20 protein-coding genes are annotated in these 18,626 nt (G+C 74.1%); 8 read left to right on the top strand and 12 right to left on the bottom strand.

Annotation, left to right across the window (positions count from 1 at the left end):
* Window positions 1-91: 91 nt before the first annotated feature.
* The 4 genes from JD78_RS09825 (at window position 92) to JD78_RS09810 (ending at window position 3,917) form a co-directional block, all read left to right on the top strand.
* On the top strand, window positions 92-1,168 hold the full coding sequence (locus tag JD78_RS09825; protein ID WP_228394872.1) for a sugar ABC transporter substrate-binding protein: 1,077 nt from the start codon (window positions 92-94) through the stop codon (window positions 1,166-1,168).
* Between the two features lie 72 nt (window positions 1,169-1,240).
* Window positions 1,241-2,035 (top strand): ATP-binding cassette domain-containing protein, encoded by a 795-nt coding sequence (locus JD78_RS09820; protein ID WP_153355971.1) that lies wholly within the window; start codon window positions 1,241-1,243, stop codon window positions 2,033-2,035.
* Window position 2,036: 1 nt separating this feature from the next.
* Window positions 2,037-3,323, top strand: coding sequence for a sugar ABC transporter permease (locus tag JD78_RS09815; RefSeq protein WP_153355974.1), 1,287 nt, complete (start codon window positions 2,037-2,039; stop codon window positions 3,321-3,323).
* Between the two features lie 126 nt (window positions 3,324-3,449).
* Window positions 3,450-3,917: a hypothetical protein gene (locus JD78_RS09810; RefSeq protein WP_153355977.1), complete on the top strand. Its 468-nt coding sequence runs from the start codon at window positions 3,450-3,452 to the stop codon at window positions 3,915-3,917.
* A 22-nt stretch (window positions 3,918-3,939) separates the two neighbouring features.
* Here the strand turns inward: JD78_RS09810 and JD78_RS09805 are convergent, their stop codons facing one another.
* From JD78_RS09805 to JD78_RS09795, 3 genes are all read right to left on the bottom strand, one after another.
* Window positions 3,940-5,208 carry an HRDC domain-containing protein gene (locus JD78_RS09805; RefSeq protein WP_153355980.1) on the bottom strand — a complete coding sequence of 423 codons (1,269 nt, stop codon included), beginning with the start codon at window positions 5,206-5,208 and terminating at the stop codon, window positions 3,940-3,942.
* Window positions 5,205-5,927, bottom strand: a complete 723-nt coding sequence (locus tag JD78_RS09800; RefSeq protein ID WP_153355983.1) for a LuxR C-terminal-related transcriptional regulator — start codon at window positions 5,925-5,927, stop codon at window positions 5,205-5,207. The genes JD78_RS09805 and JD78_RS09800 overlap by 4 nt, the downstream gene beginning before the upstream one ends.
* 125 nt (window positions 5,928-6,052) lie before the next feature.
* Window positions 6,053-6,679: a DUF3000 domain-containing protein gene (locus JD78_RS09795; RefSeq protein ID WP_153355986.1), complete on the bottom strand. Its 627-nt coding sequence runs from the start codon at window positions 6,677-6,679 to the stop codon at window positions 6,053-6,055.
* A 153-nt stretch (window positions 6,680-6,832) separates the two neighbouring features.
* Here JD78_RS09795 and hemE point away from each other — a divergent pair, with 153 nt between their 5' ends.
* Together hemE and hemG are read left to right on the top strand one after the other, a co-directional pair.
* Window positions 6,833-7,897, top strand: a complete 1,065-nt coding sequence (gene hemE, locus JD78_RS09790) for a uroporphyrinogen decarboxylase (protein ID WP_153355989.1) — start codon at window positions 6,833-6,835, stop codon at window positions 7,895-7,897.
* Window positions 7,894-9,285, top strand: coding sequence for a protoporphyrinogen oxidase (hemG, locus tag JD78_RS09785; RefSeq protein WP_153355991.1), 1,392 nt, complete (start codon window positions 7,894-7,896; stop codon window positions 9,283-9,285). The genes hemE and hemG overlap by 4 nt, the downstream gene beginning before the upstream one ends.
* 74 nt (window positions 9,286-9,359) lie before the next feature.
* Here the strand turns inward: hemG and JD78_RS09780 are convergent, their stop codons facing one another.
* On the bottom strand, window positions 9,360-9,830 hold the full coding sequence (locus tag JD78_RS09780) for a Dps family protein (protein WP_153355994.1): 471 nt from the start codon (window positions 9,828-9,830) through the stop codon (window positions 9,360-9,362).
* Between the two features lie 158 nt (window positions 9,831-9,988).
* On the opposite strand from JD78_RS09780, the gene hemQ reads away from it, so the two are divergent.
* Entirely contained in the window at window positions 9,989-10,720 is a 732-nt protein-coding gene (hemQ, locus tag JD78_RS09775) for a hydrogen peroxide-dependent heme synthase (protein ID WP_194290378.1), read from the top strand.
* Window positions 10,721-10,862: 142 nt separating this feature from the next.
* Here hemQ and msrB read toward each other — a convergent pair whose 3' ends face one another.
* Window positions 10,863-11,300: a peptide-methionine (R)-S-oxide reductase MsrB gene (gene msrB / locus JD78_RS09770; protein ID WP_153356000.1), complete on the bottom strand. Its 438-nt coding sequence runs from the start codon at window positions 11,298-11,300 to the stop codon at window positions 10,863-10,865.
* Between the two features lie 89 nt (window positions 11,301-11,389).
* Here msrB and JD78_RS09765 point away from each other — a divergent pair, with 89 nt between their 5' ends.
* A complete protein-coding gene (locus JD78_RS09765) occupies window positions 11,390-11,857 on the top strand; it encodes a hypothetical protein (protein WP_153356003.1) in 468 nt (155 codons plus the stop codon).
* Between the two features lie 106 nt (window positions 11,858-11,963).
* Here JD78_RS09765 and JD78_RS09760 read toward each other — a convergent pair whose 3' ends face one another.
* From JD78_RS09760 to JD78_RS09730, 7 genes are all read right to left on the bottom strand, one after another.
* Window positions 11,964-12,167, bottom strand: coding sequence for a cold-shock protein (locus tag JD78_RS09760; protein WP_153356009.1), 204 nt, complete (start codon window positions 12,165-12,167; stop codon window positions 11,964-11,966).
* Window positions 12,168-12,295: 128 nt separating this feature from the next.
* Window positions 12,296-12,736 (bottom strand): hypothetical protein, encoded by a 441-nt coding sequence (locus tag JD78_RS09755; RefSeq protein ID WP_153356012.1) that lies wholly within the window; start codon window positions 12,734-12,736, stop codon window positions 12,296-12,298.
* Between the two features lie 125 nt (window positions 12,737-12,861).
* Window positions 12,862-14,478 (bottom strand): peptide chain release factor 3, encoded by a 1,617-nt coding sequence (locus tag JD78_RS09750; protein ID WP_228394873.1) that lies wholly within the window; start codon window positions 14,476-14,478, stop codon window positions 12,862-12,864.
* A gap of 84 nt (window positions 14,479-14,562) precedes the next feature.
* Entirely contained in the window at window positions 14,563-15,222 is a 660-nt protein-coding gene (locus JD78_RS09745; RefSeq protein WP_153356017.1) for a 5-formyltetrahydrofolate cyclo-ligase, read from the bottom strand.
* On the bottom strand, window positions 15,222-15,869 hold the full coding sequence (locus JD78_RS09740; protein WP_153356019.1) for a cyclodeaminase/cyclohydrolase family protein: 648 nt from the start codon (window positions 15,867-15,869) through the stop codon (window positions 15,222-15,224). The genes JD78_RS09745 and JD78_RS09740 overlap by 1 nt, the downstream gene beginning before the upstream one ends.
* 50 nt (window positions 15,870-15,919) lie before the next feature.
* Window positions 15,920-16,981 (bottom strand): DNA polymerase domain-containing protein, encoded by a 1,062-nt coding sequence (locus JD78_RS09735; RefSeq protein ID WP_153356022.1) that lies wholly within the window; start codon window positions 16,979-16,981, stop codon window positions 15,920-15,922.
* Between the two features lie 76 nt (window positions 16,982-17,057).
* Entirely contained in the window at window positions 17,058-18,617 is a 1,560-nt protein-coding gene (locus JD78_RS09730; RefSeq protein WP_153356025.1) for an alpha/beta hydrolase, read from the bottom strand.
* Window positions 18,618-18,626: the final 9 nt, after the last annotated feature.

Below are 18,626 nucleotides of genomic sequence, written 5' to 3'. Positions count from 1 at the left end.
ACCACATGTGAGGGAGCGCACGATCCCCCACGGCACTTTCCGGAAACTCGACGAAATGGCAGGAAAGCTCATGGCGCGACGGCGCACCCTGATGACTGCTCTCGCAGCCTCCCTCGTGTTCCCCCTCGCCGCCTGCGGCGGTGACGACGGTGGCAGCACCGGCGGGAGTGGTGGCGGCGACGCCCAGGCCGAGGGCAAGGTCGGCGTGATCCTCCCCGACACCGAGTCCTCCCCGCGCTGGGAGTCCTTCGACCGCCCCCTGCTGGAGGCCGCCTTCGAGGAGGCCGGCGTCGAGTACGACATCCAGAACGCGCAGGGCGACGCGCAGCAGATGCAGACGATCGCCAACCAGATGATCACCAACGGCGCGACCGTGCTGGCGATCGTCAACCTGGACAACGCCTCCGGCGCCCAGATCCAGGACCAGGCCGCCCAGCAGGGCGTGGCGACGATCGACTACGACCGGCTCACCCTCGGTGGCTCGGCCGAGTACTACGTCTCCTTCGACAACACCGAGGTCGGCCGGCTCCAGGGTCAGGGCCTGGCCGACTGCCTGGGCGACGAGCCGGCGAACATCGCCTTCCTCAACGGCTCGCCCGACGACAGCAACGCCACCTCGTTCTCCAACGGTGCGCACGAGGTGCTCGACCCGATGACCCAGTACACCCAGGTCGCCGAGCAGGCCGTGCCCGGCTGGGAGCCCACCGAGGCGCTGACCATCTTCGAGCAGATGTACACCCAGCAGGGTGGCGACATCCAGGGCGTCCTGGCGGCCAACGACACGCTGGCCAACGCCGTCATCCAGGTGCTGGCGCGCAACAACCAGGCCGGCCAGGTCCCGGTCACCGGGCAGGACGCCTCAGTCGAGGGCCTGCAGAACATCCTCGCCAACCGCCAGTGCATGACGGTCTACAAGCCGGCGGCCGAGGAGGCCAACGCGCTGGCCGAGCTGGCCATCGCGCTGATCAACGGCGAGGAGGACCCGTCGATCATCAACGGCGAGTCCGAGGACCCCGAGGGTGACCGCACGGTGCCCTCGGTGCTGCTCGACCCGGTCACGATCACCCGCGACAACGTCAGCCAGGTCGTCGAGGACGGCCAGGTCAGCGCTGAGGACCTGTGCACCGGCGAGTACGCCGCCGCCTGCACCGAACTCGGCATCCAGTAAGCCCACTCCGTCTCGGGGCGCCCTCCGTTCGCGGAGGGCGCCCCGCAGTCGTGTTCCCAGGGAGGACCACGCATGTCCGTTCCGAGGTCCGAGGACGGTGCCCCGATCCTCGAACTGCGCGGGGTGACCAAGAGCTTCGGCGCCAACCAGGTGCTGCACGGGGTCGACCTGAAGGTCTACCCGGGTTCGGTGACCGCGCTCGTCGGCGACAACGGCGCCGGCAAGAGCACGTTGATCAAGTCGATCGCGGGCATCCACCCGATCGACAGCGGTGAGTTCTGGTTCGACGGCGAGCGGGTGCAGGTCACCGGGCCCCGGGATGCCGCGCACCTGGGCATCGAGGTCGTCTACCAGGACCTCGCGCTGGCCGACAACCTCGACGTCGTCCAGAACATGTTCCTCGGCCGCGAGCGGACCAAGGGCGCCGTGCTCGACGAGGTGTCCATGGAGCAGGCGGCCAAGGACACGCTGACCACGCTCTCGGTGCGCACCCTCAAGTCGGTGCGGCAGCTGGTCTCCAGCCTCTCCGGCGGCCAGCGGCAGACCGTGGCCATCGCCAAGGCCGTGCTGTGGGAGTCCAAGCTCGTCATCCTCGACGAGCCGACCGCCGCCCTCGGCGTCGCGCAGACCCGCCAGGTGCTCGACCTGGTCCGGCGCCTGGCCGACACCGGTCACGCCGTCCTGTTCATCACCCACAACATGGTCGACGTCTTCGAGGTCGCCGACCGGGTGGCCGCGCTGTACCTCGGCCGGATGGCGGCCGACGTCCCGATCTCCGAGGTGGACCGGACGCAGGTCATCGAGCTCATCACGTCCGGGCGCTCCGGCGACCTGGGCCTGGACCAGTCCGTCTTCGAGGGGGCCTGACATGGCGAGCAACACCGTCCCCACCAGCGACGTCGAGCCCGGCGAGTCGGCGCCCTCCGGCTTCGAGAACGACCGTTCCGACGGCACCGTCGGCGGCGCCGTGCGCGGCTACCTCGACCGCCTCCGCGGCGGCGACCTCGGCGCGCTGCCCGCGGTGCTGGGCATCGTCGTGCTCACGGCGCTGTTCTTCTCGCTGCGGCCCGAGACGTTCCTGACCCCGCTGAACATCACCAACCTGCTGATCCAGGCCGCGCCCATCACCCTGCTGGCGATGGGCCTGGTCTGGGTGCTGCTGCTGGGCGACATCGACCTCTCCGCCGGGGTGGTCAGCGGCGTGTGTGCCGCGGTGCTGGCCCAGCTGCTCGCCGAGGTCGGCGTCCCCTGGTACATCGCGGTGCTGGCGGCGCTGCTCACCGGCGCGGTGATCGGTCTGTTCACCGGCACGCTGGTCGCGATGATCGGCATCCCGTCGTTCGTGGTGACCCTGGCGCTGTTCCTCGCCTTCCAGGGGGTCACGCTGCGGATCATCGGCCAGGGCGGCACGGTGCCGATCCGGGACGACGTCATCCGGGCGCTGACCAACAGCTACATCCCGGTCGGGATCGGCTGGGTGCTCGCCGCCGCGGTCATCGTGCTCTACGCGGCGCTCACGCTGAACCGCTGGCGGCGGCAGAACGCCGAGGGGCTGACGACCCAGCCGCTGGGCATCGTGCTGGCCCGCATCGCACTCATCGCGGTCGTCGTCGTGGGGCTGACCGCCATCCTCAACGCCGACCGTGCGCTGTCGGCCGCGATCGACCTCCAGGGCATCCCGTACGCCATCCCGGTCGTCGTCATCCTGCTGCTCGCGCTGACCTTCCTGCTCGGCCGCACCACGTTCGGCCGGCACGTGTACGCGGTCGGTGGCAACAAGGAGGCCGCCCGCCGGGCCGGTATCAACGTCGTCCGGATCCGGATCATGGTGTTCGTGCTGTCCTCCTCCATGGCCGCGGTCAGCGGTCTGGTGGCGGCGGCCCGGCTCAGCTCGGTGACGCCCGGCTCCGGTGGCGGCAACACCCTGCTCTACGCGGTGGGCGCGGCGGTCATCGGTGGCACCAGCCTCTTCGGTGGCCGGGGTCGGGTGCGGGACGCGGTGCTCGGTGGCCTGGTGATCGCCATCATCGACAACGGCCTCGGGCTGCTGGGCGTGTCGGCGTACCTGAACTACATCATCACCGGTGGCGTGCTGCTGCTCGCCGCCTCCGTGGACGCCCTGGCCCGCCGCCGCGCGGCCGCCGGGCGAAGTTAGCGCTCCGGCGCGCACCACCGATCGCGAGGGGCGGTCACCGGGGATCCCGGTGGCCGCCCCTCCGCCGTGTCCGCCCCATCGGACGGGAACGTCCGCTACGGTGTCGGCACCGGCGCGGGGGTGGCGATGCGGACCAGGCAGCTGCTGCGGCGGGTGGCGCCCTGGCTCGCCGTGCTCGTCCCGCTGGTCCAGGTCGGGCTCGTGGTCGCCGACGTGCTCCCCGTCCGCACCGCGGTGGTCGTCGCCGTCGTGCTGGAGGTGCTCCTCGCCGGGGTGTTCCTCGCCGAGGCGGCGCTGTTCCGCGGCGCCTACCGGCGGATCCGGCAGGGTGGGGGCAGCCGGGGGAGTGCCGTGCTCGCCGGCGCCGAGGCGGCGCTGCCCCGCCCGGTCTACTGGAACCTGGAGGTCACCGACGACCAGGTCGCGCTGAGCGTCATGGGCGAGACCAGCGTCCGGCTGACGGTGCGCCCCGGCGCGTCCGTCACCCTGGACGGGCAGCCGCTGCCGGCCACGGCGGTCGCGCTGTTCGCCGACGACCCCCGCCGCCTGGTCCGCGAGCTGCGGACCAGGCTGGCCGACCCCGCGAGGGGCTGAGGCCGGCCGCTCGACCGGGGCGTCAGCCCTGGGCGATAGCGTCGGTGAGCAGCTCGCCGGTCAGCCCGACCTGCCACTCGCGGGCACCGCCGGCACGCAGCGCGGTGGCGACGGCGTCTGTGTCGGCCGGCGTCGGCGGGGTCCACATCAGCCGGCGGACCAGGTCGGGGGAGAGCAGGTTCTCCACCGGCACCGACCACTGCTCCGAGACCTGCGCGAGCCCGGCGCGGGCGGCCTTGAGCCGGGCGGCGGCCGCCGGGTCGCGGTCGGCCCAGCGGTTCACCGGCGGCGGGCCGTCCCCGGGCTTGCTGTGCAGCGGCAGCTCGGTCTCCGGCAGTTCGCGCCCGCGGGTCAGCGCCCCGAACCAGGTGCTCACCAGCTTGCGGTTGGCCCGGCCGCGGAACACCGGCAGCTCCAGCAGGGCGCCCTCGTTCGCCGGGTCGGCCTGCACCGCGGAGACCATCGCCGCATCGGGCAGCACCCGCCCGGGCGCGACGTCACGGCGGCGGGCCAGGTCGTCGCGGGCCTGCCACAGCGACCGCAGCATGCCCAGCTGCCGGCGGCTGCGCAGGCCGTGCATGCCCGAGGTCCGCCGCCACGGGTCGGCCTTGGGCGCGGGCGGGCCGGCGGCGAGGATCGCGTCGAACTCCTGCCGGGCCCACTCGGTCTTGCCCTGCTCCTCGAGCAGCGCGGCGAGCGCGTCGCGCAGGTCGACCAGCACCTCGACGTCCAGCGCGGCGTAGACCAGCCAGTCCTCCGGCAGCGGGCGGGTGCTCCAGTCGGCGGCCGAGTGCCCCTTCTCCAGCCGGAAGCCCAGCAGCGACTCGACCACGGCGCCCAGGCCGACGCGGGGCAGGCCGGCCAGCCGCGCCGCCAGCTCGGTGTCGAACAGCCGGGCCGGGACCAGCCCGATCTCCGCCAGTGACGGGAGGTCCTGGTTGGCGGCGTGCAGCACCCACTCGGCGTCGGCGATCGCGGCCTGCAGCACCGACAGGTCCGGCAGCGGCACCGGGTCGATGAGGCCGGTGCCGGCGCCCGCGCGGCGCAGTTGCACCAGGTAGGCGCGCTGCCCGTACCGGTAGCCCGACGCCCGCTCGGCGTCGACGGCGACCGGCCCGGTGCCGGCGGCCAGCGCGTCGGCGTAGGCCACCAGCGCCGTCGAGGTCTCGACGACCGGGGGCAGCCCGTCGCGCGGGGCGAGCAGCGGGGTCGCCGTGTCCTCGGCGGCGGAGTCCTCAGCGGCAGCGCCAGCGGGGACGGCGTCCTCGAGGGGCTGCGGGTCGGTGCTCAGTTGATGACCCCCGAACGGATGCCGAGCGCCACCATGTGCGCCCGGTCGCCGGTGCCCAGCTTGCGCGCGATGCGCGCCAGGTGGCTCTTCACGGTCAGTGCGGACAGGTCCACCTTCTCGCCGATCTCCTTGTTCGTGTGCCCGTCGGCCACCAGCCGCAGGATGTCCCGCTCACGCGGGGAGAGCTCGCCGACGGCCTCCGCGACGCCGCTCTGCGTCAGCCCCTGCGCGAGGCTGCTGGCGATCCCCGGGTCGGCGTACACCTCGCCGGACAGCGAAGCACGCAGCCCGTCGGTGAGCACGGCCAGCGGGCTGGTCTTCAGCAGGTACCCCTGGACGCCGGCCAGGAAAGCGGTGCGCACCACCGCCGGTTCGGTGACGGCGGTCAGCACCACGGTCACCGGCCAGCCCTCCGTGCGCAGGGTCGGGAGCAGCTCCAGCCCGCGCCCCGGGTCCCCGCCGCGCCCGGCGGTCTCCGGCCCGGTCTCGGGCAGGTCGACCTCCAGCACGCACAGTGCCCGCGGCCCGGAGACGTGCGCCCGCACCCGGGCCTCCTCGAGCGAGGCGGCCTCCTCGACCTCCCGGGCGCCCAGCGCGCGCAGGCGACCGGTCAGCGCCTCGCGCAGCAGGGGCGAGGGGTCGACGACGAGCGCGCCGGCGTGCGGACCGAAGAGTGCGCCGTCGGGCCACGACCCGGCCGCCGCCCCACCTGCCCCCATCGACCCTCCCGCCGCGGGCCGGATGCGGGTGACCCGGCCGCAGGGCGACCAGGCCGGCTCCCCGTCCGGCGTGTCCGATCACTCGGCCGCAGAACCGTTACGCCGAGTGGAGTACGCGGGAGAGTCTAGGCGTGGTCGTCGTCGACCCGCCCGTTCACGCCGAGCAGGTGCACCCCGGCCGGTGGCAGGCCGGCGGCGTTGGCGAGCACCTCCAGCCAGGCGGTGAGGTGGCGGTCCAGGTCGGTGTCCTGCGCGGTCCACGAAGCGCGGATCTCCACCTCCACGGTGTGCTCCGGCGCGGCGATCGAGCCGAACCGGGTGGACGCGGTGCGGGTGACGGTGCCGCCCACCGCGTGGTGCCGGGCACCGGAGTCGGCCAGCGCGTCGGTCAGCCAGCTCCAGGCGACGTCGGAGAACATCGCGTCGTCGACCAGGTGCTCGTCGGTCAGCGCCGAGACGAAGCCGACGCAGCGGGTGGTGCCCGCCCAGGCCTCGTGGCCCTCGGGGTCGTGCAGCAGGATGAACCGGCCGCTGGCCAGGTCGTCGTCCGCGTCGTCGGGGGCCGCGACCCGGGCGCCGATCGCGGCGGCGAACGGCGCCAGCCGCTGCGGCGCCGGGATGTGCTCCAGCTCCACCTCCGGGCGGGGGTGCACGGTGGCCAGGGCAGCGAGCGCGGCCTCGAACTCGGGCGGGCGCGCCGGGGCGTCCTCGGGCGGTCGCCCCTGCTCCGCGCGCGTGCGCTGCTGTACCACGTCCGCAGGGTAGGTGGCGGACGACGGTCCGCCAGTGCCCGACGCGCGGCGCGACCTCCCCGTGACCTCGGCGGTGGGCTCCCGGAGTGGGCCCCGCGACCTCACCAACGGCGCCGGAGGCGGCCCCTGCGGCGTCTGGGAGGATGGGCAGCCGTGGGCATCCCAGCGGCACCGGCCGCCGACTCCGATCTGGTCCGGGCGGCACGGGGCCTGCCGGTCTCCCGCACCCCCGTGTGGTTCATGCGCCAGGCGGGCCGTTCGCTGCCCGAGTACCGGGCGCTGCGCGCGGGCACCGCGATGCTGGCCGCCTGTCAGGACCCCGACCTGGTCACCGAGATCACCCTGCAGCCGGTGCGCCGGCACGGGGTCGACGCGGCGATCCTCTTCTCCGACATCGTGCTGCCGCTGGTGGTGGCCGGGGTCGACATCGAGATCAAGCCCGGCGTCGGGCCGGTGGTGGCCCAGCCGATCCGCAGCGTGGCCGACGTCGACGCGCTGCCGGCGCTGGAGCCCGAGCAGCTGGAGTTCCTCGCCACCGCGGTCCGCCGGCTGGTCGCCGAGCTCGGCGCCACGCCGCTGATCGGCTTCGCCGGTGCGCCGTTCACGCTGGCCACCTACCTGATCGAGGGCGGCCCCTCCAAGGAGCACGCCCGCACCAAGGCCTTCATGTACGCCGAGCCGGCCGCCTGGCAGCGCCTGCTGGAGCGGCTGGCGGTCAGCGCGGCGACCTTCTTGCGCGTGCAGGTCGACAACGGTGCCAGCGCCGTCCAGCTGTTCGACTCCTGGGCCGGCGTCCTCTCCGCCGCCGACTACGGCTCCCGGGTGCTGCCGCACTCGCGCGCGGTCTTCGACGGCCTCAGGGCGGGCCGGGCGGGTGACGAGGCGGACGTGCCGAAGGTGCACTTCGGCGTCGGCACCGGGGAGCTGCTGCCGCTGATCGGTGACGCCGGCGCGGACGTGGTCGGCGTCGACTGGCGGGTGCCGCTGGACGAGGCCGCCCGCCGGGTGGGGCCGGGCTACTCGCTGCAGGGCAACCTCGACCCGGCGGTGCTGCTGGCCGACCGGGAGACGCTGGAGCGCGAGGTGCGCCGGGTCGTCGAGCAGGGCCGCGCCGCCCGCGGCCACATCTTCAACCTGGGCCACGGCGTGCTGCCGGACACCGACCCGGATGCGCTGACCCGGGTGGTCGAGCTGGTGCACGAGCTCACCGCGCGATGACGCCCCCCACCCGCACCACCCCGGCGAGCGGTCACCGGCTCGTGGTCGTGGGCGGCGGGCTCACCGGCCTCGCCGCGGCGTGGGAGTGGCGCCGCACGCACCCCGACGACGAGATCGTGGTACTGGAGGCCGACGGCCGGCTCGGCGGCAAGCTGGACCGGGTGGAGCTCGCCGGCCAGTGGTACGACACCGGCCCGGAGGCGATGCTCGCCCGCGTGCCGGAGGCGGTCGATCTGGTGCAGGAGCTCGGACTGGGCGACCAGCTCGTGGCGCCGCAGACCACCCAGGCGTCGATCGTGCTGCCCGAGGGGCGCTTCGCGCTGCCCGCGGGCACCGTGCAGGGCGTGCCCACCTCCGCCGAGGGGCTGGACGGCGTGCTGACCCCGGCCGGGGTCGCCCGGGTGGCCGCGGAGGCCGACCTGCCGCCGCTGCAGCTGGACGGCGACGTCTCCGTGGGCCGGCTGCTGCGCGAGCGGCTCGGCGACGAGGTCGTCGACCGGCTGGTGGAGCCGCTGCTCGGCGGCGTGTACGCCGGCCGCCCCGACGAGCTCTCCCTGGACGCCACCATGCCCGCGCTGGCCGCCCACCTGCGGCGGTCGACCTCCGTGCTCGAGGGGGCCACCGCCGCGCGGGACGCCGGGGCCCGCAGCCGCGGCGACGTCGACGGCCCGGTGTTCGTCACCGTCGAACCGGGGATCGGGTCGCTCCCCGCTGCGCTCGTCGAGGCCAGCGGGGCGCAGGTCCGGCTCGGCACCCGCGCCGCGCGCCTGGCCCGGACCGCCGCGGGTTTCACCGTGACGCTGGCGTCGGGGGAGGAGCTGACCGCCGACGCCGTCGTGCTGGCCACCCCGGCCGGGCCGACCGCGGCGCTGCTGGCCGACGTCGCCCCCGACGCGGTGGAGCCACTGCGCGGGATCCCCTACGCGTCGATGGCCGTGGTCGCGATGGCGTTCCCCGCCCAGGACGTGCCCGCCGGGTCGGGGTTGCTGGTGCCGCCGGTGACCGGCCGGCTGGTCAAGGGCGTCACCGTCTCCTCAGCGAAGTGGCCGCACCTGTCCGGCGGGGGAGTGCTGCGGGTCCGCTCGTCGGTGGGCCGCTCCGGCGACGACGCCGACCTGCGCCGCACCGACGCCGAGCTGACCGCCGCCGTGGTGGCCGACGTCGCCGAGCTGCTCGACCTGGCCCGACCGGAGCCGGTCGACACCCACCTGGTGCGCTGGACCGACGGGCTGCCGCAGTACCTCGTCGGGCACACCGCGCGGGTCGCCGCCGTCCGGTCGGCGGTCGCCGCCGTCCCCGGCCTCGCCGTGGCCGGCGCCGCCTACGAGGGCGTCGGGGTGCCGGCCTGCATCCGCGACGCCCGCCGCGCGGTCGCCGCGATCGCCTGACCACCCGCGCCCGGACGCGCCGGAGGCCGGCTCCCCCGTGGGGGAACCGGCCTCCGGCGTCGGCGCGGGGTCGCTCAGTCCTGGGCGGCCTCGGCCTGCCACATCCACCAGTGCTTCTCGAGCGCACCGGTGATCTCGATGACCAGGTCCTGGGTGACCTCGTCGTCCTCGGTCGCCGCGATCCGCTCACGCATGCGCGAGACGACGACCTCGAAGACCTCGACGAAGTAGCGGATCGCGTCGTCGGCGTGGACCCAGGCCACCGGCGGCTGGGGGAGCGCGGTGCCGCGCAGCGCCTGGGCGCGGCCGTCGGGCAGCACGCCGATCGCGGCGGCCCGCTCGGCGGCGGTGTCCTGGTACTCGCGGGCGGTGTCGACGACGTCGTCGAGCTGCAGGTGGATGCTGCGGAAGTTGCGGCCCACCAGCGTCCAGTGCACCTGCTTGGCGACCAGGCTCAGGTCGATCAGGTCGACGACGGCGCCCTGCAGCGCCTCACCGGCGACCTTCTGCACGTCCTCGGGCAACGGGCTCTTGATGACGGCCATCTGTCCTCCTCGAATCGGGCTGACGGTGCAGCCAGTACAAGATCCAACGGGTCGCTACCCTTCCCGCCGGCCGGTGAAAACGCCCGTGTCCAGGCTCACGACCGTGATCGACGAAGGTCCCTGACCGGCCTCCCGCACCCAGGGCGACAATGGAGCGCATGAGCGAGCAGCAGAGCGACACGACCCCGGAGCAGCGCAGCGTCGGCAAGCGGGCCAACGAGCTCAACCAGCTGATCCGCTACACCATGTGGTCGGTCTTCAAGCTCGCCCGCCCGCTCGGCGACGACCAGCGCACCGCCCTGGCCGACGAGGTCAGCGGGCTGTTCGAGGAGCTCGCCGGCAAGGACGTCGTCGTCCGCGGCGTCTACGACGTCGCCGGCCTGCGTGCCGACGCCGACGTCATGGTCTGGTGGCACGCCGAGACCCCGGAGGCGCTGCAGGAGGCCTACACCCGGCTGCGCCGCACCGCGCTCGGCCGGCACCTGGAGCCGGTCTGGTCCCAGCTGGCGCTGCACCGGCCGGCCGAGTTCAACCGCAGCCACGTGCCGGCGTTCCTCGCCGAGGAGGAGCCGCGACGGTACGTGTGCGTCTACCCCTTCGTCCGCTCCTACGAGTGGTACCTGCTGCCCGAGGAGGAGCGGCGGGACATGCTCAAGGAGCACGGCATGCAGGCCCGCCCCTACCCGGACGTGCGGGCCAACACCGTCTCCTCGTTCGGGCTCGGCGACTACGAGTGGATGCTCGCCTTCGAGGCCGACGAGCTGCACCGCATCGTCGACCTGATGCGCGACCTGCGCGCCAGCCGCGCCCGCCGGCACGTGCGCGAGGAGGTGCCGTTCTACACCGGCACGCGCAAGCCCGTCGCCGAGCTCATCGCCGACCTGCCCTGATATGGCGGTCCTGCCGGACCGCACCGCGGCCACGTGCCGCGCCCCGGCTGAGCTGAGCTGTTGCCCGTGATCCGGGCGGGCGCCTCCGGCACCGCGCCCGGATCACGGAGGCGGCTGCGCCGCCGTCGTCCGTGGGTGCTGCTCAGTCCTGCGGGTCGAGCTTGATGCTGACGGAGTTGATGCAGTACCGGTCGCCGGTGGGGGTCTGCGGGGCGTCCTCGAAGACGTGGCCCAGGTGGCTGTGGCAGCTGCCGCAGAGCACCTCGGTGCGCACCATGCCGAACGCGCGGTCCTCGCGGAGGACGACGTTGTCGGCGGCGGTGGGCTCGTAGAAGGACGGCCAGCCGCAGTGCGAGTCGAACTTGGTCTCGGAGGTGAACAGCTCGGCGCCGCAGGCCCGGCAGGAGTAGGTGCCGACGGTCTTCGTGTCGACGTACTCACCGGTCCAGGGCCGCTCCGTGCCCGCCTGACGCAGGACGGCGTACTCCTCCGGCGACAGCTGGGCGCGCCACTCCTCGTCGCTCTTGACGACCGGCGGCTGGGCGGCGGGGGTGGTCGGCTGGGAGGCGGATGTGGTCATGCCCCCACGGTACGGCGGGGGCGCCACCGGCGACCCGGTCGAGTGACCCGGGTGGCCCGCTCCCGGCCGGGACGGCGGACACTGGACCGATGACCGCCCCCGATCCGCAGCAGCCCCTGTCCGACGTGTGGTTCACCCGCGACCTGCCGGTGCTGCGGGCGATCGTGCGGCTGCTCGACGAACCGCCGCACGGGAGCGCCCCCTACCTCGGTGCGGTCGTGCCGGCGAGCGGCCTGCCCAAGCCGCAGGTGGTGTCGGCGGCCAACGCGCTGGTCTCGGCGGGGTACGTGGTGGCGCTGACCAACCACGCCGGCGACGTCGTCCGGTTCACCTCCGCCTCGGCCGAGGCGCGCCGGCTGGCCGGCCTCTGGCCGACGCCGCAGGGGGAGTGGGAGCGGCTGCTGGAGCAGCTGGAGGTGCGCGCGGCGAACGCGCTCAGCGACGTCGAGCGCGACCGGTGGCGGGCGTTCGCCGACGCCGCGGCCGCGGTCGGCCCGCACGACGGCGCACTGCTGATGTCGGCGCTCATCGGCGGGTACGTGCCGCGCGCCCACTGAGTTCGGGCGGACGGACTCCGCACGAAGGACAGCGCCCCCGTCCGGCGTACCGGACGGGGGCGCTGCAGGTCTTCCTGGGGCCGCGATCAGCCCAGCTCTGACGAGGTCAGAGCGGGTTGACGTTCGCCGCCTGCGGACCCTTCTGGCCCTGCTCGACGTCGAACGAGATGCGCTGGCCCTCGTCGAGCGAGCGGTACCCGCTGGACTGGATGGCCGAGTAGTGGACGAAGACGTCCGGGCCGCCCCCGTCAGGGGTGGCGAAGCCGAACCCCTTCTCGGCGTTGAACCACTTCACTGTTCCTTCGGGCATTGCTCGCTCCTAGCTGCGGTGGTGCATCGGGGTCCTGCCAGTGCGCAGGGCCTTCCCGACACCCAGGACCCTAGCGGCTCTCGGCGATCCGTGGGGGGTCAGGGACACATGTGGCACGGGCAAGCCGGTCAGAGCAGCCGCCCGTCGTCCTCGGGGAACGCGTGCCGCGAGCCCGCGGCAGGGGCGTAGGCGTTGACCGGGGAGCGCGGCGACGCCGTCTCCGCATGGTCGGTGGGCGTCCACGGCAGGGCCGGTCCGGCGGCGGGCAGTGCCCAGCGGGCCGGCCGCCACGATCGCGCCACGATGGGCTGCTGCGCGGCGGCCCACAGCTCCTGGGCCAGCCGGGCCTGCTCCTCGCGATGCGCCCGGACCCACCGGCGCCAGCGGTGTCCGAGCAGGTCGAGTCCGACCAGCGCGGCCACGAGCACGGCGACGGCGAGCATCGCGTTGGTGACCGCGGTGGCGACGTCCAGCGGCGTCAGCTCCGGCCAGCCGATGCGCTCCAGCTGGTAGCCGATGATCTCGATGACGACGTACAGCACGGCGTACACCAAGAACGAGACCCGCATCCCTGCACCCCTGTCGTCGGAACTGACTCCCGCTCAACGACAGCTGGGGTACCGCGGGAGAGCCCGCGGGGCACGTGGAGGGGCCGGGACCACCCGAACGGGTGAGACCAGGGCCGGGCGGGGGGTCAGCTGAGCTGCGCGGCGACCATCGGGGTCAGCGTCAGGTGCGGGTTGTTCCGCTCCAGCACCCCCAGTGCCCACTTGTTCGTGAACAGCGCCAGCAGCTCGCCGTCGGCGCGCGTCATGACCTCCACGTCGCGGGCCTTCGCGAGCTCGGGCGCGGACTCGGCGTCGGTGATCCGGGCGATCTGGTAGGGCAGGTTCTCCAGGGAGATGCGCGCGCCGAACTCGTGCTCCATCCGGTGCGCGGCCACCTCGAACTGCATCGGGCCGACGACGGCGAAGATCGGGGCGCCGTCGCCGCGGCGCTCGGAGACCAGCACCTGCACGACGCCCTCGCCGCCCAGGGTGTCGATCCCCTTGCGGAACTGCTTGTACTTGCTGGTGTCGGCGGTCCGGACCACCGCGAAGTGCTCCGGCGCGAAGGTGGTCACCGGCGGGTAGCTGACGGCGTGGTCGGCGTAGAGGGTGTCGCCGATGCCCAGGGAGGCGGCGTTGACCAGGCCGACGACGTCGCCCGGGTACGCCGTCTCGATGGTCTCGCGCTCGCGGCCGAGCACCTGCTGGGCGTACTTGGTGGCGAAGGGGCGGCCCGTACGGGCGTTGGTGACGACCATGCCGCGCTCGAAGACGCCGGAGCAGACCCGGATGTAGGCCAGCCGGTCGCGGTGACCGGTGTCCATGCCGGCCTGCACCTTGAAGACGAAGCCGCTGAACGGGGCGTCGATCGGGTGCGGCTTGCCCTCGACGTCGGGGCGGTCGGCCGGGGGCGGCGCCATCGTCACCAGCACGTCGAGCAGCTGGCCGACGCCGAAGTTGGAGACCGCGGAGGCGAACAGCACCGGGGTGGTGGCGTGGGCCAGGAACAGCTCCTGGTCGTGCACCTGACCGGTCTCGGCCAGCAGCTCGGACTCCTCGACCGCGGTGGCCCAGGCCTCACCCTCGCGGTCCAGCGCCTGCTCGGCGGTGAACACCTCCTCCGGGGCGATGGTCGCGCCCCCGGCGGTGCGGGTGAAGTGCCGGTAGCTGCCGTCGCGGCGGTCGAGCACGCCGCGGAAGTCCCCGGCGATGCCCACCGGCCAGGTCAGCGGGGTGGGGGTGAGCCCGGTGCGGTCGGCGATCTCGTCCATCAGCGCGAGGGCGTCCATCCCCGGGCGGTCCCACTTGTTGACCACCGTGATCACCGGGATGCCGCGGTGCTTGCACACCGCGAACAGCTTCATGGTCTGGGCCTCCAGGCCCTTGGCGGCGTCGACGAGCATCACCGCGGCGTCCACGGCGGTGAGCACCCGGTAGGTGTCCTCGGAGAAGTCGGCGTGCCCGGGGGTGTCCAGCAGGTTGATGACGGCCTTGTCGCCGCCGGCCGGGCCGTACTCGAACTGCAGCGCCGCGGAGGTGATGGAGATGCCGCGGTCGCGCTCCATCTCCATCCAGTCCGACACGGTGCCCCGGCGCCCGGCCTTGCCGTGCACCGCCCCGGCCTGCCCGATCACCCGGGCGTGCAGCGCCAGCGCCTCGGTCAGCGTCGACTTGCCGGCGTCGGGGTGGCTGATGACGGCGAACGTCCGCCGCCGGCCCGCCTGATCGAGGACCGCCTGCTCCAGCACTGCCTGCTCACTCACGGTGCACTCCTCCTCGCCGGGCATGCGTCGGCCAGGGAGGACGTGCGCCGGTGATCCCGATGGTAGGCCGTACGGCCCGCGGGCTCAGCGCGGCTGGTCGTCGCGGGGGTCGGCATGGGCCGGGGGCGCCGGCAGCCGCAGCCAGCCGGTGGAGGGGGTGACGACGGCGGACACCGGCTGGTCGTGCGGTTCGGCGGGCAGGTGGTCGACCAGCTCGTCGTCGAACACCAGGGCCACCAGCAGCGCGTCCGGCCGGGCGTGCTGCAGCGCCCGGTCGTAGTACCCGCCCCCGCGGCCGAGCCGCACCCCCGCCCGCGACACGGCCAGCGCCGGGACCACGACGACGTCGGCGGTGGCGAGCTCGGACGGCCCGAACCGGGGGCCGACCGGCTCGAGGAGCCCGTACCGCCCGGCGACGAGCTGGGCGGTGGCCACCGCCCACTGCAGCTGGCGGCCGGTGGCCGGGATGACGGGCAGCAGCACCCGGGCGTCGAGCCGGTCGAGCGCGGCCGGCAGCAGCGGTGCGCCCGGCTCGACCGGCTCGGGGGCGTAGGCGGCGATGGTGCGCGCCCCGGCCAGGCCCGCCAGCAGGGCATCGGTGATCGCGGCGGCGGCCGCCGCCCGGTCCCCGGCGGGGCGGGCCGCACGGCGGGCCAGCAGCTCCCGCCGGTAGGCGGTCTTGGCCTGCGCCCCGTCGTGGTGGTCCCCGCCCGCGGCGACTGCCCATCCACCTGGCGAGGCCATCAGCGGGCGAGGCGTTCGCGGACGGTGGCCTCGACCGCATCGGCCCGGCGGATCAGCTCCTCGACCCGGTCGACGACCGTGCTGAGGTCGGCTCGCGCGGCATCGTCGGTGATGCCCCGCAGGTTCACCTCCACGGCCAGGCGGGCCGTGGTCGCCGCCGCGCGGGCGGCGGCGGTGGCGGCGGCGACGTCGCTCACGACGTTCGGGTTGGCGATCGGCAGCAGCTGCTCGGCCAGGGGGAGCAGGGCGGCGGCCGCCTCGATGACGTCCCGTGGCGGCTGGGCCGCCTCGACCTGGGCGGCGTGGACGGCCGCGCGCCGGGTCTCCTGCTCCTCGGGGGTGTCCTGGGGCAGCCGGTAGGCCTCGGTGACCGCGGTGAAGGCGGTCTCGTCGGCGGCCGCGGCCGCCAGGCAGGTGGTCCGCACCGCGTCGGCCTGCGCGATCACCGCCGCGACGACGTCCCGGTGCTCGGCGTACCCGTCGCCGCTGGTGAAGCGGCCCACCATGGCGACCAGCGATGCGGCCAGCGCCGCCTCGATGGCCGCGGTGGCGCCCGCCCCGGGGGCGGGCAGGCGAGCGGCCAGCTGCCCCAGGAACTCACCCAGCGGCTGGACGTCGACCTCGGGCGCGTCCGCCGGCGTCGTCATGCGGTCACTGTGCCAGCCGGCGGTCACACCGGCGAGCCGTCACGCGGGCCTCAGGTGGTGGGGGCCTTCCGCGCCCGGCTGGGCTGCACCCGCATCGGCTCGCCGGGCATCTTGGGGTAGTCCGGCGGGTAGGGCATCTCGCCCAGCCCGAGGTCTCGCTCCTGCCGGTCGGCGAGCTCGATCAGCGGGGTGAGGTCGAAGGCGTGGTCGGCCAGGCCGGCGTGCTTGTCACCGACCGCGGCGACCCGCCCGGGCATGGTGAGCACGTCGAAGTCGAACGGGGAGACGTCGGGCAGCTCGTCCCAGTCGACCGGGGCGGAGACCGGCGCGTGCGGCTTGGGCCGGATGGAGTAGGCGGACGCGATCGTGCGGTCCCGGGCCATCTGGTTGTAGTCGATGAAGATCTTCTCGCCGCGCTCCTCCTTCCACCAGTTCATCGTCACGCGGTCGGGGATGCGCCGTTCCAGCTCGCGGCCGAAGGCGATCACCGCGCGGCGCACCTCGGGGAAGGTCCAGCGCGGCAGGATCGGCACGTAGACGTGCACGCCGCGGCCGCCGGAGGTCTTCGGCCAGCCCTCCATCCCGAACTCGTGCAGCAGCTCCCGCACGTGCGGGGCCACCCGGACGGCGTCGGCGAAGTCGGTGCCGGGCTGGGGGTCCAGGTCGATGCGGATCTGGTCGGGTGACTCGACGTCGCCCTTGCTCACCGGCCACGGGTGGAAGGTGAGCGTGCCGAGGTTGGCGCACCAGGCGACGACGGCGACCGAGTCCGGCGCGATCTCGTCGGCGGTCCGCCCGCTGGGGAAGGTGATGTGCGCGGTCGGCACCCAGTCGGGGGCGTTCTTGGGCACCCGCTTCTGGTAGAAGGCGTCGCCGGAGTTGTCCATCCGCGTGGAGAGCCGCGCGCCCTCGAAGACGCCGCCGGGCCAGCGCTCCAGCGTCGTCGGCCGGTCGCGCAGCGCGAACAGGATGCCCTCGCCGACCGAGACGAAGTACTGGACGACGTCGATCTTGCGGATGCCCTTCTCGGCGAAGTAGGGCTTCTCCGGGTTGCTCACCCGGACCTCGTGCCCGTCGACCTCCAGGACCACGGCGTCCTTGCTGCTGGCCATCGGGCTCCGTCCGCTCACCTGCGCTGGCTGGTCCTCCGGCTGGTCAGCTTCCGGCCCACCGGCCGCCCGCGCAAGATCAGGCGGGACAGGTGACCCCCTCGGGCGGCGCGACCAGGTCGATCAGGTAGGCGTTCACCGCCTGGGTCACGCAGTCGGTCTTGGGGTACGCGGTGTGCCCGCTGCCCTCCCAGGTCAGCAGCGAGCTGTTGTCCAGCTCCGCGGCCAGGTCGACCGCGCCCTGCGGCGGGGTGACCGGGTCGCCCTGCGTGCCGATCACCATGATCGGCGCACTGCCGGCGGCGTCCCGCTCGGGCAGCGGCGTGGTGGGCGCCTCCCAGGCCGAGCAGGTGTAGAGCCCCAGCGCGGCGTCGGCGCCGAACAGCGGGTACCGGGCGTTCCAGTCGGCCGCGAGCGCGGAGACCTGCTCGGTGGTGAACTGCTCCTGGCCGTCGGCGCAGCTGATCGCCAGGTTCGCGTCGACGACGTTGCTGTAGCTGCCGTCGTCGCTGCGGCCGGTGAAGGTGTCGGCGAGGGTGAGGATGCCGGCGGCGTCACCGTCGCGCGCGGCGGCCAGCGACTGGGCCAGCTGCGGCCAGGCGCTGGGCTGGTAGAGCGCCGACCGGACGCCGTTGAGCACCAGCCCCGCGGTGGCCTGCCGGGTCTCGCCCTCCCGCGAGCTGGGGACCGGGGTGGCGGCCGACTGGTCGAGGAGGGCGTTGAGCGCCCCCCGCGGGTCCTCGCCGAGCGGGCAGCCGCTGATCAGGCCCGTGCAGTTGGCGGCGAACGCGTCGAAGGCCGTCTCGAAGCCGGCGGCCTGCGCCTCGGCCTGCTCCTGGGCGGTGGCGGTGGGGTCGACCGCGCCGTCCAGCGCCAGGGCGCGGACCCGGTCGGGGAACAGCTCGGCGTAGGTCGAGCCCAGCGTCGTCCCGTAGGAGTAGCCGAGGAAGGTCAGCTGCTCGTCACCGAGGGACTCCCGGACGAGGTCCATGTCGCGGGCGGTGTCGACGGTGGTGAAGGCGCCCAGCGCCTCGCCGTACTCCTCGCTGCACGCGGCGGCGACCTCGTCGACCTGCTCGAAGGTGGCCGAGAGCGACGCCTCGTCGAGCGCGCGGGGGTTGCTGGCGAACAGCGCGTCCTTCTGCTCGTCGGTGATGCACTCCACCGGTGTGGAGAGCCCCACGCCACGCGGGTCGACGCCGACGACGTCGAACCGGGCGAGCACCTCGGGCGGCAGGGTCAGCGCGGCCTGGATGGCCGCGTCGCTGGCGGAGACCCCCGGCCCGCCGGGGTTGACCACCAGCGAGCCGATCCGGTCCGTCTGGCCGGCGGCCGCGGCCCGGACCAGGAACAGCTGCAGGTCACCGCCGTCGAGGTCGTCGTAGTCGGCCGGCACGGTCGTGGTGCCGCACTCGAAGAGCAGCTCACGCTCGGAGCCGGGGCGGCCGGCGATGATCTGGTCGATGTCGGCGTCGCAGTCGGTCCACTCGATCGGCTGCGCCTCCGGCTCGGCCGGGGCGGTGGGGGAGCTGCTGGCCTGGTCGGCGTCGTCACCGGAGGAGGTGCAGCCGCTCAACGCCACAGCGGCGGTGAGCAGTGCCCCGCCCAGGGCGGCGATCGGACGGCGGTGCCTGTTCATGATCGTCCA

Origin of the sequence: Modestobacter roseus, from assembly GCF_007994135.1 — a bacterium.
GTDB classification, from domain to species: domain Bacteria; phylum Actinomycetota; class Actinomycetes; order Mycobacteriales; family Geodermatophilaceae; genus Modestobacter; species Modestobacter roseus.
This window is presented reverse-complemented; position numbering and strand designations above follow the sequence as displayed.

Bases quoted from the DNA above. Each gene is read 5' to 3' on its own strand.
- JD78_RS09755 (WP_153356012.1), bottom strand. From the start codon at position 12,736: ATGCGGGTCTCGTTCTTGGTGTACGCCGTGCTGTACGTCGTCATCGAG.
- msrB (WP_153356000.1), bottom strand. From the start codon at position 11,300: ATGACCACATCCGCCTCCCAGCCGACCACCCCCGCCGCCCAGCCGCCG.
- JD78_RS09825 (WP_228394872.1), top strand. From the start codon at position 92: ATGACTGCTCTCGCAGCCTCCCTCGTGTTCCCCCTCGCCGCCTGCGGC.
- JD78_RS09735 (WP_153356022.1), bottom strand. From the start codon at position 16,981: ATGGCCAGCAGCAAGGACGCCGTGGTCCTGGAGGTCGACGGGCACGAG.
- JD78_RS09820 (WP_153355971.1), top strand. From the start codon at position 1,241: ATGTCCGTTCCGAGGTCCGAGGACGGTGCCCCGATCCTCGAACTGCGC.
- JD78_RS09815 (WP_153355974.1), top strand. From the start codon at position 2,037: ATGGCGAGCAACACCGTCCCCACCAGCGACGTCGAGCCCGGCGAGTCG.
- JD78_RS09760 (WP_153356009.1), bottom strand. From the start codon at position 12,167: ATGCCCGAAGGAACAGTGAAGTGGTTCAACGCCGAGAAGGGGTTCGGC.
- JD78_RS09730 (WP_153356025.1), bottom strand. From the start codon at position 18,617: ATGAACAGGCACCGCCGTCCGATCGCCGCCCTGGGCGGGGCACTGCTC.
- JD78_RS09780 (WP_153355994.1), bottom strand. From the start codon at position 9,830: ATGGCCGTCATCAAGAGCCCGTTGCCCGAGGACGTGCAGAAGGTCGCC.
- JD78_RS09745 (WP_153356017.1), bottom strand. From the start codon at position 15,222: ATGGCCTCGCCAGGTGGATGGGCAGTCGCCGCGGGCGGGGACCACCAC.
- hemQ (WP_194290378.1), top strand. From the start codon at position 9,989: ATGAGCGAGCAGCAGAGCGACACGACCCCGGAGCAGCGCAGCGTCGGC.
- JD78_RS09740 (WP_153356019.1), bottom strand. From the start codon at position 15,869: ATGACGACGCCGGCGGACGCGCCCGAGGTCGACGTCCAGCCGCTGGGT.
- JD78_RS09810 (WP_153355977.1), top strand. From the start codon at position 3,450: ATGCGGACCAGGCAGCTGCTGCGGCGGGTGGCGCCCTGGCTCGCCGTG.
- JD78_RS09765 (WP_153356003.1), top strand. From the start codon at position 11,390: ATGACCGCCCCCGATCCGCAGCAGCCCCTGTCCGACGTGTGGTTCACC.
- JD78_RS09800 (WP_153355983.1), bottom strand. From the start codon at position 5,927: ATGGGGGCAGGTGGGGCGGCGGCCGGGTCGTGGCCCGACGGCGCACTC.
- hemG (WP_153355991.1), top strand. From the start codon at position 7,894: ATGACGCCCCCCACCCGCACCACCCCGGCGAGCGGTCACCGGCTCGTG.